General features: G+C 62.2%; 13 protein-coding genes. 2 read left to right on the top strand and 11 right to left on the bottom strand.

Translation table 11 applies throughout. From position 1 onward, the window contains the following. Positions 1-1,881, bottom strand: a 1,881-nt coding sequence (gene ftsH, locus P8X48_07765; GenBank protein ID MEJ2107209.1) for an ATP-dependent zinc metalloprotease FtsH, incomplete at its 3' end; no start/stop codon positions are given. 110 nt (positions 1,882-1,991) lie between these two features. After that, on the bottom strand, positions 1,992-2,609 hold the full coding sequence (locus P8X48_07760) for an RlmE family RNA methyltransferase (GenBank protein MEJ2107208.1): 618 nt from the start codon (positions 2,607-2,609) through the stop codon (positions 1,992-1,994). A gap of 121 nt (positions 2,610-2,730) precedes the next feature. On the opposite strand from P8X48_07760, the gene yhbY reads away from it, so the two are divergent. Continuing rightward, entirely contained in the window at positions 2,731-3,018 is a 288-nt protein-coding gene (gene yhbY / locus P8X48_07755; GenBank protein ID MEJ2107207.1) for a ribosome assembly RNA-binding protein YhbY, read from the top strand. Here yhbY and P8X48_07750 read toward each other — a convergent pair. The 5 genes from P8X48_07750 to dapB form a co-directional block, all read right to left on the bottom strand. Next, positions 3,015-3,485: a DUF4149 domain-containing protein gene (locus P8X48_07750; GenBank protein ID MEJ2107206.1), complete on the bottom strand. Its 471-nt coding sequence runs from the start codon at positions 3,483-3,485 to the stop codon at positions 3,015-3,017. The two genes, yhbY and P8X48_07750, sit on opposite strands and share 4 nt — an antisense overlap. A 47-nt stretch (positions 3,486-3,532) precedes the next feature. Next, positions 3,533-4,009 carry a transcription elongation factor GreA gene (greA, locus tag P8X48_07745; protein ID MEJ2107205.1) on the bottom strand — a complete coding sequence of 159 codons (477 nt, stop codon included), beginning with the start codon at positions 4,007-4,009 and terminating at the stop codon, positions 3,533-3,535. Beyond that, positions 4,006-7,233 (bottom strand): carbamoyl-phosphate synthase large subunit, encoded by a 3,228-nt coding sequence (gene carB / locus P8X48_07740; GenBank protein MEJ2107204.1) that lies wholly within the window; start codon positions 7,231-7,233, stop codon positions 4,006-4,008. The genes greA and carB overlap by 4 nt, the downstream gene beginning before the upstream one ends. 3 nt (positions 7,234-7,236) lie before the next feature. Next, complete coding sequence (gene carA / locus P8X48_07735) at positions 7,237-8,379, bottom strand: glutamine-hydrolyzing carbamoyl-phosphate synthase small subunit (protein MEJ2107203.1); 1,143 nt, start codon at positions 8,377-8,379, stop codon at positions 7,237-7,239. 288 nt (positions 8,380-8,667) lie between these two features. After that, entirely contained in the window at positions 8,668-9,465 is a 798-nt protein-coding gene (gene dapB, locus P8X48_07730; protein MEJ2107202.1) for a 4-hydroxy-tetrahydrodipicolinate reductase, read from the bottom strand. A gap of 152 nt (positions 9,466-9,617) precedes the next feature. Between dapB and P8X48_07725 the strand changes: the two genes are divergently transcribed. Next, complete coding sequence (locus P8X48_07725) at positions 9,618-10,307, top strand: MgtC/SapB family protein (GenBank protein MEJ2107201.1); 690 nt, start codon at positions 9,618-9,620, stop codon at positions 10,305-10,307. A 245-nt stretch (positions 10,308-10,552) separates the two neighbouring features. On the opposite strand, the gene dnaJ is transcribed toward P8X48_07725, so the two are convergent. The 4 genes from dnaJ to hrcA form a co-directional block, all read right to left on the bottom strand. Next, a complete protein-coding gene (gene dnaJ / locus P8X48_07720) occupies positions 10,553-11,689 on the bottom strand; it encodes a molecular chaperone DnaJ (GenBank protein MEJ2107200.1) in 1,137 nt (378 codons plus the stop codon). 109 nt (positions 11,690-11,798) lie between these two features. Further along, positions 11,799-13,736, bottom strand: a complete 1,938-nt coding sequence (gene dnaK / locus P8X48_07715; protein MEJ2107199.1) for a molecular chaperone DnaK — start codon at positions 13,734-13,736, stop codon at positions 11,799-11,801. A gap of 82 nt (positions 13,737-13,818) precedes the next feature. After that, a complete protein-coding gene (gene grpE, locus P8X48_07710) occupies positions 13,819-14,400 on the bottom strand; it encodes a nucleotide exchange factor GrpE (GenBank protein MEJ2107198.1) in 582 nt (193 codons plus the stop codon). 83 nt (positions 14,401-14,483) lie between these two features. Beyond that, positions 14,484-15,527 (bottom strand): heat-inducible transcriptional repressor HrcA, encoded by a 1,044-nt coding sequence (hrcA, locus tag P8X48_07705; protein MEJ2107197.1) that lies wholly within the window; start codon positions 15,525-15,527, stop codon positions 14,484-14,486. Positions 15,528-15,539 lie beyond the last annotated feature (12 nt).

The raw sequence follows: 15,539 nt of genomic DNA, 5'->3' as shown, positions 1-15,539 counted from the left end.
CTTGGGCTTGCCGGGTTTGGCCGTGCCGGCAGACGCATTTCCGGAACCGCCACTCGTGGGGCCCTGGCTCGCTTCCGGCGGACGCGGCGTCTTGCCGGCCATGATGTCATCGACCTGATCCGCATCCAGGGTCTCCCACTCGAGCAGGGCCTTGGCCATGACCTCGATCTTGTCGCGGTTGTCCTCAATGATCTTGCGGGCGCGGGCGTACTGCTCGTCGATGATGCGACGAATCTCGGCATCCACGTCTTCGGCCGTGCGATCGCTGATGTTCTTGTGGGTGGTGACATCCCGACCCAGAAATACCTCGTGCTCGTTGTCGCCGTAAACACGGGTGCCCATCTTCTCGCTCATACCCCAGCGCATCACCATATTGCGGGCACTGTCAGTCGCACGCTCGAAATCGTTGGACGCACCGGTGGTCATCTGCTGCATGAACACCTCTTCCGCGATGCGGCCACCCATGAGTACCGAAATGGTAGACAGCAGGGATTCGCGATCATGGCTGTAGCGGTCCTCTTCCGGCAACTGCATGGTCACACCCAGGGCGCGGCCGCGCGGAATGATGGTGACCTTGTGTACCGGGTCGGTGTGGGGCAAGAGCTTGGCGACCACGGCATGACCGGATTCATGGTAGGCCGTGTTCATGCGTTCCTTCTCGGGCATGACAATGGAACGGCGCTCGGCACCCATGATCACCTTGTCCTTGGCCTTCTCGAAGTCTTCCATGTCCACCAGGCGCTTGTTGGCGCGCGCGGCGAACAGGGCCGCCTCGTTCACGAGGTTGGCCAGATCGGCACCGGAAAAACCGGGCGTGCCGCGGGCAATGATGCTGGGTTCGACGTTGTCCGAGATCGGTACCTTGCGCATGTGTACGCGCAGGATCTGTTCACGCCCGCGGATATCCGGCAAGGGGACATAGACCTGCCGGTCGAAACGACCCGGGCGCAAAAGCGCGGGGTCGAGCACATCGGGACGGTTTGTGGCGGCGATGACGATGACACCCTCGGTGCCCTCGAAACCGTCCATTTCCACCAGCAACTGGTTCAGCGTCTGTTCGCGCTCGTCGTGACCGCCACCCAGGCCGGCGCCGCGCTGGCGACCGACAGCGTCGATCTCGTCGATGAAGATGATGCAGGGCGCATGCTTTTTCGCCTGTTCAAACATATCGCGCACGCGCGAGGCGCCGACACCGACGAACATTTCCACGAAGTCCGAACCGGAGATGGTGAAGAACGGTACCTTCGCCTCACCAGCGATGGCCTTGGCGAGCAGGGTCTTGCCGGTACCGGGGTTGCCGGTCATGAGCACACCCTTGGGGATGCGACCTCCCAGGCGCTGGAACTTGCTCGGGTCGCGCAGGAACTCCACCAGTTCCTCGACCTCTTCCTTCGCCTCTTCGGCGCCGGCCACGTCTTCAAAGGTAATCTTGTTCTGCTCCTCGGTGAGCATGCGCGCGCGGCTCTTGCCGAAACTCATAGCTCCGCGGCCGCCGCCCCCGCCTTGCATCTGGCGCATGAAATACAGCCACACGCCGAGGATGAGCAACACCGGCAGCAGATTGATCAGAATGGAGAGCAAGAGGGACTGGCCCTCAGGCGGCTTCGCGGCAATGACCACACCGTTCTTGAACAGGTCGTCTACCAGCTTGGGATCGTTGGGGGCGTAGGTCTTGAAGGTACCCTTGTCCTGGTACTGACCGGTGATGTTGTTGCCCTGGATGGTGACCTGCGCCACCTTGCCATCGTGCACCTCGCGGACGAACTGGGAATATTCAATCGCCTTGGGCGCCGCCTGGCGTTGGCTCAGGTTGCTGACCACGGACATCAATACCACCGCAATCACCAACCACAGGAGAAGATTCTTGGTCAGATTGTTCAAGGTTCACCTCATCCACCGGCGCCGCCCGGGAGCGGCCCCGCAGCGGCTCGCGCCGCGTCAATATTGTCTAAACATTGTCCTATGACTGTAGCAGGGTGACAACTCGAAGATCATTCCGGCTGAAACCCCAGCGCCAACAGGTAAATTTCCCGACTGCGCCCGCGGGATGCCTTGGGTTTGCGCGTCACGACCCGGTCGAAGCGCCCCTTCAGCAATCGCAGGTACTCCGGGTAACCCTCGCCCTGAAACACCTTCACCAGCAACTTGCCCCCGGGGCGCAGGGTCCGCAGCGCCAGGTCCAGAGCCAGTTCCGCCAAACCGATGGAACGGGCCTGATCCACAGCCGCTATACCGCTGATATTGGGGGCCATATCTGACAATACAAGGTCCACGGGCTGGCCGCCCAGACGGTCCAGAAGGTCCTGAAATACAGCATCTTCGGTGAAATCGCCCTGGATCACCTCGACACCGGGGATCGCTTCCAGGGCCAGCAGGTCCAGGGCGATCACCCGCCCCCGCGGACCCAGCCGGTCCCGCGCATACACCGCCCAGGCACCCGGAGCGGCACCGAGATCGATGACGGTCATGCCGGGCACCAGCAGGTGATCGCGCTGGTCGATTTCCATGAGCTTGTAGGCGGCGCGGGACCGCAGGCCCTCGTCCCGCGCCCGGCGAACGAACTCGTCGCCACTGTGCTCGCGCATCCACCGCTTGCTGCTACGTGCCATTTCGACCACCCAACCGTGTCTGTGCTCAATATCTGGCCGTTCCCGATTTCCATCCAGTTTCGGCCCGCGGTGTACAAACGGGTATACTGCGCGCCCCGTCACCAGACCCCCGTACCGATCCATGAGTCTCACCGGAAAACAGCGCCACTACCTGCGCGGCCTGGCGCACCACAAGAAGCCCGTGGTCCTGATTGGCGATGCCGGCCTCAGCGCCGCGGTCCTGAATGAGATCGAATTGGCACTGAACCACCATGAGCTGGTGAAGATCAAGCTGCGGGCCGATCGCGAGGAGCGGGAACACATGCTGGCACGGATCTGCGAGCAGACCGGCGCCGAAGCGGTGCAGTTGATCGGGCAGATGGCGGTGGTCTTTCGCCCTGCCGATCCGCCACAGATTCGCCTGCCCTAGGTCCCTCCCGATCTTCCGGGCAGTCCGGCGACGACCAACGCCAGCCCGAGGAGACTGTTTACCAGGTACAGCGATCCGGAAATGGCATGCAGCAGCGCGAAGCGTCCGTACAGCGGGGTTTGCTCGATATCCACGCCGTGGGCGGCATCACGCAGGGACTGCATCATGGGTGCCAACCCGAATTGTCCGATGAGGATCAACAACAGCATCAGCAGCAGGGCCCACGACTGCCATCGGCGCAGGAAGTCGCGCCCCGGACCGGTGGCGGACAGGATCAACAGTCCCGTTCCCGCAACCAGTCCGACATAGGCCACGATTGCAAACAGTCGACCGGCAATATCCCCCGCCAGGACCCGATTGTCCGCCAGAACCCGAAACAGCAGGGGCGCAACGACGAAGCCCACGGTCCACATGGAGCCAACCCATGCCGTCAGCACGATCCGTTCCGTGGCGATGCGCAGGTTCATTTGGATCCGGATGGAAATGCGGGGAAGCGGCAGTGATACCGCTGCTGTCAGATGTACTCTACGGAAAGGATTTCGTAACGGCGTATGCCGTCGGGCACCTTCACCTCGACCTCATCCCCCTCTTCCTTGCCGATGAGTCCGCGGGCGATGGGGGAATTGATGGAAATCTTGCCGGCCTCGATGTCGGCCTCGTCGTCGCCGACGATCTGGTAGCTCACCTCGGCATCGGCGTTTTCGTCATACAGTTTCAGGGTTGCGCCGAACACCACCCGGCCCTCGGTATTCAGCGTCGTCGGGTCGATCACCTGGGCGCTGGCCAGCTTGGCCTCCACGTCGCGGATCCGTGCCTCGATGAAGCCCTGCTCTTCCTTGGCCGCGTGATACTCTGCATTTTCCGACAGGTCCCCGTGGGCGCGCGCCTCGGCAATGGCCTTGATGATGCGTGGGCGCTCAACGGACTTGAGCCGCTGCAATTCCTCCTGCAACGCCTTCGAGCCTGCGACTGTCATGGGTACCTTGTTCATGCGCCCAACCCCTTGTGCAAGGCCTGCAAACTGTGAACTGTCAGCTCTCCCGCCTCGCGATGGCCCTCGCACGCGGCCCGTGCCGCAGCAATCGTGGTGTAGTTGGTCACGCGCCGCATCAGGGCCTCGCGCCGGATTAAATAGGAATCCTCGCGGCTCTGCTTGTCTGACAGGGTATTAACGATTATATCAATCTCGTCGTTTACGATCATATCCAAAATATTTGGGCGTCCCTCGGAAACCTTGTTAACCCGCAGGACCGGCACACCGGCCTCGGCCAGCACCTTGGCCGTACCGCTCGTGGCCAGGATCTCGAAGCCGTTTTCGCTGAAATAGCGGCCCACGTCCACTACGGCCTTCTGGTCTTCGTCGCGCACGCTGATGAAGATACGCCCTTGACGGGGAATCTCCGCCCCCGCCGCCTGTTGCGACTTGGCAAAGGCCTGGCCGAAAGTGGGTGCCACCCCCATGACCTCCCCGGTGGACTTCATCTCCGGTCCCAGCAGGGTATCGACATTGGGGAACTTGATGAACGGGAACACCGCCTCCTTGACGGCGAAATATTCCGGTACGACTTCCTTCGTGACCTTCTGCTGGCGCAGGGCGACGCCGGCCATGCAGCGCGCGGCGATCTTGGCCAGCGGTCGTCCGGTGGCCTTGGACACGAAGGGGACCGTGCGGGAGGCTCGGGGATTGACCTCCAGCACGTAGATCTCGCCGCCCTTGACCGCGAACTGGATGTTCATCAGGCCGACCACCTTGAGCGCCCGCGCCAGTTCCACGGTTTGCCGGCGCAGTTCCTTTTGTATTTTCTTCGACAGGCTGAACGGCGGCAGGGAACAGGCGGAATCGCCGGAATGTACGCCGGCTTCCTCGATATGCTCCATCAGGCCACCGATAACGACGTCCTTGCCATCGCTGACCGCATCCACGTCCACCTCGGTGGCCTCGGTCAGGTATTTGTCCAGCAACACCGGCGAATCCTCGGAGACCCGCACTGCCACGCGCATGTAGCGTTCCAGGTCGTCGCGATTGTGCACAATCTCCATGGCGCGGCCACCGAGCACATAGGAGGGACGCACCACCAGCGGGTAGCCGATCTTCTCCGCCTTTTTCATGGCATCGCGCGCCGTACGCGCCGTGGCGTTCGGGGGTTGACGAAGGTCGAGGCGCTTGAGTAGACGCTGGAATCGTTCGCGGTCCTCCGCCCGGTCGATCGACTCGGGACTGGTGCCGATGATGGGGGTACCCTCCGCTTCCAGGCCGCGGGCCAGTTTTAGCGGGGTCTGGCCGCCATACTGAACGATCACGCCGGTGGGCTGTTCCACGTGGACAATTTCCAGCACGTCTTCCAGGGTCAGCGGCTCGAAATACAGGCGGTCGGAGGTGTCATAGTCCGTGGACACGGTCTCGGGATTGCAGTTGACCATAATGGTCTCGTACCCATCTTCGCGCATGGCAAAGGCGGCATGCACACAGCAGTAGTCAAACTCGATGCCCTGACCGATGCGGTTGGGTCCGCCGCCCAACACCATGATCTTTTCACGCGTCGTCGGATCAGCCTCGCATTCCTCTTCATAGGTGGAATACATGTACGCCGTACTGGTAGCGAACTCGGCGGCACAGGAGTCCACCCGCTTGAACACCGGTCGTACGCCCAGTTCGTGACGGCGCTCGCGCACCGCGTCCTCGCCGCGCTTGAGCAGGGTCGCGAGGCGCCGGTCGGAAAAGCCCTTGCGCTTCCACTCCAGCAGTTTCTTCTTGCCCGGCTGACGCTTGGCGGCGCGGGCAATTTCCTTTTCCGTCTCCACCAGGTCGATGATCTGTTCCAGGAACCATGGATCGATATAGGTCTGCGCGAACACCTCGTCCAGGCTCATGCCGCTGCGGAACGCGTCGGCGATATACCAAAGGCGCTCGGCGTTGGCAGTCTTGAGGGACTGGATCAGCTGCGATCGCACCGCGTCCGGGCCCTGGTCCGGATCCACGTAGGGCTCCAGACCATAGGACCCGATTTCCAGGCTGCGCACGGCCTTCTGCAGGGATTCCTGGAAGGTGCGGCCGATGGCCATGGCCTCACCCACGGACTTCATCTGTGTCGTCAGATTGGCGTCCGCCAGCGGAAACTTCTCGAAGGTGAAACGCGGGAACTTCGTCACCACGTAGTCGATGGTGGGCTCAAAGGATGCCGGGGTCGCGCCGCCGGTGATGTCGTTCTTGAGTTCATCGAGGGTGTAGCCCACGGCCAGCTTGGCCGCGATCTTGGCGATGGGAAAGCCCGTGGCCTTGGACGCCAGCGCCGAGGAACGGGAAACACGCGGATTCATCTCGATGATGATCATGCGGCCCGTATTGGGGTCGACGGCGAACTGTACATTGGAACCGCCGGTATCGACGCCAATCTCGCGCAACACTGCAATGCTGGCGTCGCGCATGATCTGGTACTCCTTGTCCGTAAGGGTCTGTGCCGGCGCCACGGTGATGGAATCACCGGTGTGCACACCCATGGGATCGAAGTTTTCAATGGAACAAACGATGATGCAGTTGTCATTTCGGTCGCGCACGACCTCCATCTCGTATTCCTTCCAGCCGAGAATCGATTCCTCGATTAACAGCTCACGCGTGGGCGAGGCATCGAGGCCACGCTCGCAGATCTCCACAAACTCGTCGCGGTTGTACGCGACTCCGCCACCGGTGCCGCCGAGTGTGAAGGACGGCCGGATGATGGCGGGAAATCCCACCATGGCCTGTACCTGCAAGGCCTCTTCCAGGCTATGGGCCACCGCGCCGCGCACGGTTTCCAGACCGATGCGCGCCATGGCCTCGCGGAACAGCTCCCGGTCCTCGGCCTTGTCGATAGCTTCCTTGGTGGCGCCGATCATCTGTACGCCGAATTTTTCCAGTACACCTTCGCGCTCCAGATCAAGGGCACAGTTCAGCGCCGTCTGACCACCCATGGTGGGCAACAAGGCATCCGGCCGCTCCTGCTCGATGATGCGCGCGACGGTGCGCCAGTGTATGGGCTCGATATAGGTGGCGTCGGCCATTTCCGGATCGGTCATGATGGTGGCGGGATTGGAATTGATCAGCACCACGCGGTAGCCCTCTTCCTTGAGCGCCTTGCATGCCTGGGCCCCGGAATAATCGAATTCGCAACCCTGACCGATGACGATGGGACCCGCGCCGATAATCAGGATGCTTTGGATGTCTTCGCGCCTGGGCATGGGTCAGTCCTTGCCCCCTGCAGACATGAGTTCGACGAATTGGTCGAACAGGCCGGCGACATCGTGGGGTCCCGGGCTGGCCTCGGGATGACCCTGGAAGGAAAACGCCGGCCGGTCGCGACGGGCGATTCCCTGGATGGAACCATCGAACAGGGAACGGTGGGTCACCTCCAGCTTGTCCGGCAGCTGGTCCTCGTCGATGGCGAAGCCGTGATTCTGGCTGGTGATCAATACGCGGCCGGAAGACAGTTCCTGCACCGGGTGATTGGCACCATGGTGCCCGAATTTCATCTTCATGGTACGGGCGCCGGAGGCCAGCCCCAGTAGTTGATGCCCCAGGCAAATACCGAACACGGGCAGGCCTGTATCAATGATCTCGCCAATCGCCTGAATTGCGTAATCGCAGGGCTCCGGATCGCCGGGACCGTTGGACAAAAACACGCCGTCAGGATTCAGCGCGAGCACCTCGGACGCGGGCGTGGTCGCCGGCACCACGGTGACCTTACAGCCACGCGCCGCCAACATGCGCAGGATGTTCTTCTTCACTCCAAAGTCGTACGCCACCACGGAATAACTCCCGGCAGGGGCGGCCTCGTAACCCTGGCCCAGGGACCATTCGCCCTCGGACCAGTCATAGGTTTCTTTCGTGGTGACCGCCTTGGCCAGATCCAGGCCCTTGAGGCCCGGAAACTTGCGCGCTGCCTCCAGGGCCGCCTTGCGGTCGATCTTGCCACCGTCCCTGGCGGCGACGATGCAGCCGTTCTGGGCACCCTTTTCGCGTAACAAACGTGTGAGCCGGCGGGTATCCAGGCCTGCGATACCCACCACCTTCTGGGCGCGCAGAAATTCGCTCAGCCCCTGGCGCGCGCGCCAATTGCTCACCCGGGCTGGAAGGTCCCGGATCACCAGTCCCGTGGCATAGGTCTTTTTCGACTCCATGTCTTCGGGGTTGGCGCCGACGTTGCCGATGTGGGGATAGGTCAGGGTGACGATCTGGCGGGCGTAGGACGGGTCGCTGAGGATTTCCTGGTAACCCGTCATGGCGGTGTTGAAAACCACCTCACCTACTGCCTGCCCGGAAATACCGATGGAAACCCCGTGAAACAGGGAACCATCTTCCAATATCAGCAGGGCGGGTGCCGCCACGTTGCGATTCTCCGGGCTCTAGCGCGTTCCGTGGGCATACAAAAACGGGAGCTGCCGTGGCGACTCCCGTCTTGGATAGATCGTGGCTGACCAAAACCGGTCGCCTCAGATTGGAACCGAATGTTACGTGAGGGTCCCGCCAAAAGCAACGAACGCAAAACCGTCCTGGCTCGACCAGATCAAGGGCCCTTTCGGCTTAGTTCATTGCCGGGACGCGCGTGACGCACGACGGTCACATCCCCGCCGCGCGGGGCCCCTGCTCCCTGTGCGCACGCGCCCCGGCAGAAATCAACGAAGGCCGAGCACGTCTTGCATGTCATAGAGCCCGGCCTCGCGGCCAAAGAGCCAGCGCGCGGCGCGCATGGCGCCGGTGGCAAAGGTCATTCGGCTGGAGGCCTTATGGGTGATTTCCACGCGCTCACCGTCGCCGGCAAAGATCACCGTATGGTCGCCGACGATGTCGCCGCCGCGGATGGTGGAAAATCCGATGGTCTGGCGATCCCGCTCGCCGGTGATGCCCTCGCGGCCGTAGATCGCGCACTGTTGCAGGTCCCGGCCCAGGGCCCCGGCCACAACCTCACCCATACGCAGAGCCGTCCCCGAGGGCGCATCCACCTTGTGGCGGTGATGGGCCTCGACGATCTCGATATCCACATCGTCCCCGAGGGCGCGCGCCGCCAGGTCCAGCAGTCGTAGGCACACATTTACGCCGGCACTCATGTTCGGGGCAAACACGACCGGGATCTCGCGCGCCGTATCGGCAATCTTTTGCCGACCGGCATCATCGAAGCCTGTGGTACCGATGACAATGGCCTTGCCCATCTTGTGACACTGGTTCAGGTTGTCCAGAGTGACATCCGGGCGGGTGAAATCCACCAGTACATCGAAGTCGGAGCTGTCCCAGCCGCTGCGAATGGGCACGTCGAGGCGCCCCAGACCCGAGGCCTCGCCCGCGTCCTGGCCCACGGCGGGACTCCCCGGCCGTTCCATGGCGAGGGTCAGGCGCAGGCCTTCGCTCAGGGTGCAGGCCTCCACGAGGGTGCGCCCCATGCGTCCGGCGGCACCGGTCACGGCGATATCTACCATCTATCTGCCTTTCGGAATCTGTCCAGACAAAGAGAAAACACAGGATAAAGGTTTTGCCAGCATGGCGCCACGGGACTGCGGGGACTCTTGATCTTTTGCCACCCGCCTGCGATGTTGGTAGCGATTACCAAGGACTGAAGCGACACGAATCCATGTACGGCTATTCGATCGTTATCCTGCATTTGTTGGCAGCCCTTGTGGCCGGCGGGATCATCGGCCTGGAACGTACCTACAACGGTCGGCCTGCCGGGTTCCGCACCCACACCCTGGTCTGCATGGCATCCAGCCTGCTCATGCTGGTAACGGTGTACCAACTGGAACTGCTGCCGGCGCTACCCATCCAGGTGGTGCGCATCGACCCGACGCGCATGGCCCAGGGCATTATGACGGGCATCGGTTTTCTCGGTGCAGGAGTCATCGTCAAGGAACGGATGAGCGTGCGCGGTCTGACCACGGCTGCATCCATCTGGATCACGGCGACAATCGGAATTCTGATTGGAATCGGTTTCTACTTTGCCGCCATCATGGGCGTGCTCCTGACCCTGGGCACGCTCTCGGCATTCCGCTTAATCGAGTCCACGGTACCAAGCCTTCACTACGGTCGACTGCAGCTGCGCATGCCGGGCAAGAGTGTTATCAATGAGACCCAACTGCTGGAGCTGATCCGGAATCAGGGTTTTGCGTCTTCCCGCCCAAGTTATCACCTGCAAAACAGCGGTGAGACATTCGAGTACCACCTGACGCTGCGCACGCGCGATCGGGACAACTACCGGCGACTGGCGGAAGTCCTCGCCGGAAACGACAAGGTGCTGGAATTCAATATTGTAAGAATGGGCGACTAGCTAGGCGCGCAGCGGGGATGGGACCGTCGCGCGTTACTCGCGACGTACAGGACGCGCTAGTGCCGCGGAGGCCAGGGACGGCCGAGAGCGGCCTTCCCGTCAGTGAACTCAGCTGAACAGTCCCTTGATCTTGTCCAGCCATGACTGTTCGCGTGGACGACGGCGGGGCGAGTGCGCACAGGGACCGGGGGCCCCGCGCAGCGGGGATGGGACCGTCGTGCGTTGCTCGCGTCCCGTCAGTTAACTCAGCTGAACAGTCCCTTGATCTTGTCCAGCCACGATTGCTCTCGAGGGCTATGACGGGACCCCCCTTCCTTCAGGGACTCATCCAGCTTTTCCAGCATTTCCTTTTGCTCGGTAGTCAGGTTAACCGGGGTCTCCACTGAAACGCGGCAGTACAGATCGCCGACATGGCCACTGCGCACATTGCGCACGCCCTTGCCGCGAAGTCGGAACAACTTCTCGCTCTGGGTACCGGCGGGAATCTTGATGGATGCCCGTCCACCCAGGGTCGGCACCGTGAGTTCGCCGCCCAGGGCCGCGGTGACGAAGGCGACCGGCATCTCGCAATAAAGGTCGTCTTCCTCCCGCCGGAAGATATCGTGAGGCTTCAGGCGCACGCGCACATACAGATCACCGGCTGGCGCACCCTGTTCCCCGGCCTCGCCCTCGCCGGCCAGGCGGATCTGGTCGCCTTCGTCGACGCCGGCGGGGACCTTTACGGAAAGGGTCTTGGTGTCGCGCACGCGGCCGGCACCATGACAGTCCGCGCAGGGCTGGTCGATCACCTTGCCGCTGCCGTGACAATTGGGACAGGTCTGCTGGACGGAGAAGAATCCCTGCTGCATGCGAACCTGGCCATGACCACCGCAGGTGGAACAGGTGCTTGCACTGGTACCCGGACGGGCGCCGCTGCCACCGCAGGTCTCGCAGGTCACGGTGGTGGGTACGCGGATGCGTACCTCGGTCCCGGCCACTGCATCTTCGAGGCTCAGCTCCAGGTTGTAGCGCAGGTCGGCACCGCGATAGGCCTGGGGTCCACCGCCCCGGGCGCCGCCACCGAAAATATCGCCGAACACGTCGCCGAAGATGTCGGAGAAACTGGCGCCGCCACCGAAACCACCGCCAAAGCCGGCGCCGGCCGCACCGGCGCTGGGATCCACTCCGGCATGACCGAACTGGTCATAGGCGGCACGCTTCTGCGCATCGGAAAGTACGTCGTAGGCTTCCTTGACTTCCTTGAATTTCGACTCCGCTTCCGTGTCGTCCGGATTGCGGTCCGGATGGTATTTCATCGCGAGCTTGCGATAGGCCTTTTTCAGTTCGTCGTCCGAGACGTTGCGGCTGACGCCCAACACTTCATAGTAATCTCGCTTTGACATACCGCTCGCCGCCCTGAATCAGTCCCGTGTTCCTACAAAGACAGGGGCCCGGCGACGCACGCGCCTGACCGCGTACCCCTTCCGTGCCCCTGTGCCTTCGTTGCCTGGTCTAGTCCTTGCTCTTCTCGTCCTTCACTTCCTCGAACTCGGCATCGACCACCTCGTCCTTGTCCCCGGACTTGGCTTCCTCACCGGTTGCTCCCTCGCCCGATGCCGCCTCGGCGCCTTCGGCCTGGGAGTACATCTGCTCGGCCAGCTTGTGGCTCGCCTCGGACAGGGTCTGGGTACCGGACTCGATCTTTTCCTTGTCGCCTTCCTGCAAGGCGGCTTCCAGATCCGTGATGGCAGTCTCGATCTTTTCCTTCTCGGCCTTGTCCAGCTTGTCGCCCATTTCACCCATGGACTTCTTCACGCCATGGATCAGGGCTTCGGCCTGGTTGCGGGCCTCGACCAGTTCCCGCGCCTTGCGGTCCTCATCGGCGTGGGCCTCGGCATCCTGGACCATGCGATCGATTTCCTCGTCTGACAGGCCGGAGCTGGACTTGATGACGATCTTGTTCTCCTTGCCCGTGGCCTTGTCCTTGGCAGACACGTGCATGATTCCATTGGCATCGATGTCGAAGGTCACTTCCACCTGCGGCACGCCGCGCGGAGCCGGCGGGATGTCGCTCAGATCGAAGCGGCCCAGGGACTTGTTGCCCGAGGCCATTTCGCGCTCGCCCTGCAGGACGTGCACCGTCACCGCCGTCTGATTGTCGTCGGCGGTGGAGAAGACCTGCGAGGCCTTGGTCGGAATCGTGGTGTTCTTCTGGATCAGCTTGGTCATGACGCCACCCAGGGTCTCGATGCCCAGGGACAGCGGGGTCACGTCCAGAAGCAGCACGTCCTTCACCGCACCACCCAGCACACCGCCCTGAACAGCGGCACCAATGGCCACGGCCTCGTCCGGATTGACGTCCTTGCGCGGATCCTTGCCGAAGAAATTCTTCACCGCTTCCTGCACCTTGGGCATACGCGTCTGACCGCCGACAAGAATAACGTCGTTGATGTCGCTGGCCTTCAGGCCGGCATCCTTGATCGCAACCTTGCACGGCTCGATGGAACGCGTGACCAGCTCTTCCACCAGGGATTCCAGCTTGGCGCGCGTGACCTTGATGTTCAGGTGCTTGGGGCCACTGGCATCGGCCGTGATGTACGGCAGGTTCACTTCCGTCTGCTGGCTGGACGACAGTTCGATCTTGGCCTTTTCCGCCGCCTCTTTCAGACGCTGCAGGGCCAGGGGATCGTTCTTCAGATCCACGCCGCTGTCCTTCTTGAATTCGTCCGCCAGATAATCGATCAGCCGGCGATCGAAGTCCTCACCACCGAGAAAGGTATCGCCGTTGGTGGCCAGCACCTCGAACTGGTGCTCGCCGTCGACATCCGCGATCTCGATGATGGAGATATCAAACGTGCCACCGCCAAGGTCGTAGACCGCAACCTTGCGATCGCCTTCCTTCTTGTCCAGACCGAAGGCCAGGGCCGCGGCGGTGGGCTCATTGATGATGCGCTTGACGTCCAGGCCCGCGATCTTGCCCGCGTCCTTGGTTGCCTGGCGCTGGGAATCGTTAAAGTACGCCGGCACGGTCACGACCGCCTCGGTGACTTCCTCACCGAGATAGTCTTCCGCCGTCTTCTTCATCTTCTGCAGCACGCGCGCGGAGATTTCCGGCGGTGCCATTTCCTTGCCGTTGACCTCGACCCAGGCATCGCCGTTCTTCGCCTTGACGATCTTGTACGGCATCAGCGGGATGTCGCGCTGAACCAGGTCCTCGTCGAACTTGCGTCCGATCAGACGCTTGGATGCAAATACTGTGTTCGTGGGGTTGGTGACCGCCTGGCGCTTGGCCGACTGCCCTACCAGCACTTCGCCGTCGTCGGTGAATGCGACCACCGAAGGGGTCGTGCGATCACCCTCGCTGTTCTCGATCACCCGGGTCTTGCCGTTCTCCATGATGGCGACACAGGAATTCGTGGTCCCCAGGTCGATACCGATGATTTTCGCCATGATCTAAGTCTCCTGCCCGTAATCTCAAAAAAATCCAGAAAATTCGTCAATATCAGCCAGAATGGGGCCGGGGTTGGCCATTTCAAGCCTGATTTTCGCCCTCTGTTGCCGTTTTCGCCTTCGCCACGATCACCATGGCCGGCCGCAGCAGGCGGTCGTGCAGCAGATAGCCTTTCTGCACCACGGTCACAATGTGATTGGGCTCCAGCTCGTCGGTCTCGACCATGCTCATGGCCTGGTGTTTCTCGGGGTCGAATTTCTCGCCCGCCGGATCAATGGGGCTGATGGAAAAACGCTGGAACACAGTGTCCAGCTGGCGCAGGGTCAGTTCGATGCCCTCGTGCATCTTCTTGAGGGCCTCGCCCGCTTCCTGCAGGTCCACCTGCAACGCCAGGTCCAGGCTGTCGCGGACCGCCAGCAACTCGGTGGCGAAGCGCTCAATCCCGTACTTGCGCGCGTTCTCGACATCGATCTGTGCACGCCGACGCACATTCTCGGATTCGGCGCTGGCGCGCAGGAACTTGTCCAGATTCTCCGCTGCCTCGGCGCGGGCAGCCTCCAGCTGCTGCTCCAGCGTGGCGCCTTCCTCCGCGGCGGCGGTTTCCGGTACGGAATCGGTCTCGCCGGCTACGGTCGATTCGTCTGGTTTCTTGTCCTCGGTCATCTTGTTCTCGCTGCTGAATTCCTCAAAAACCGTGTGCAGTATGGGGACAGGCCCCACGGCTTTCAAGGCAAGAGACGGGAAGACTAGTCCGGATCAGGGTTGAGGGCGCTGCTAACCAGTCGGGCGGTGAGCTCGACGATGGGTATGACGCGGTGATATGGCATACGGGTTGGTCCCACCACGCCGAGCGTGCCGACGACACGGTCCCCGTGCATATAGGGCGCGGTTACTACGCTGCACTCCTCCAGTGCCAGGTAGCCGGATTCGCTGCCGATGAAGATATTGATGCGGCCCGCGCGCAGGCTGCGGTCTAGCAGGTGAAGCAAATCGCGCTTGGTGGCGAAGGCATCGAACAGCCGCCGCAGCTTGCCGAGGTCGGCCAACTCCGGGATTTCCAGCAGATTGGACTCTCCCCGCACAAGGACATCGCCGTCGTCCGCATCTTCGGCCAGCACCTGACGCGTCATTTCCGTGGCCAGACGCATGATGCGCTGGACGGTCTGGCTGTCCTGCTCGATCTCGCTCAACAGGCTCTCTTTCACCTGGCGCAGGGACTTGCCGGCATACGAGGCATTGAAGCAATTGGCCGCCTCCACCAGTTCCGCGGGCGAATAGTCACGCTCGGCACGGATCACGCGGTTGCGCACCTGCCCATCGTCGGTCACCAGAATGACCAGCACCCGACGGTTGGACAGATGGATGAATTCGATTTGCTGGATTGCCGTGTCCGCCTCCCGCCGCGGCAACATCACCACGCTCGCAAGGCTGGTTACCTGCGACAGCAGCCCGGAAGCCGTCTCGGCGATGCCCTGGGGGTCTTGGCGTTCGTGCAGTTCGTTCTCCATAGCCCGCACCGCCCGACGTCCCGGGGGACTCACGGTCACCAGGGAATCGACGAACATACGGTAGCCGGCCTGGGTGGGCACCCGCCCGGCCGAGGTATGGGGCGACACCACCAAACCGAGGTCCTCGAGGTCGGCAAGGATGCCGCGGATGGTGGCGGGACTCAGGTCCAGGCCGGAGCGGCGCGCCAGGGTACGCGACCCCTGGGGCTGACCCTCCTCGATATAGGACTCCACGAGGGTACGCAAAAGGACTTCGGCACGGTCGGAAAGCGGGGTCGACATATCGGTACGGTA

This window comes from Acidiferrobacteraceae bacterium, from assembly GCA_037388825.1.
Taxonomy (GTDB): Bacteria; Pseudomonadota; Gammaproteobacteria; order Acidiferrobacterales; family JAJDNE01; genus JARRJV01.
Note: the sequence above shows the minus strand (reverse complement) of the source record. Positions and strands in the feature narration are given on the sequence as shown.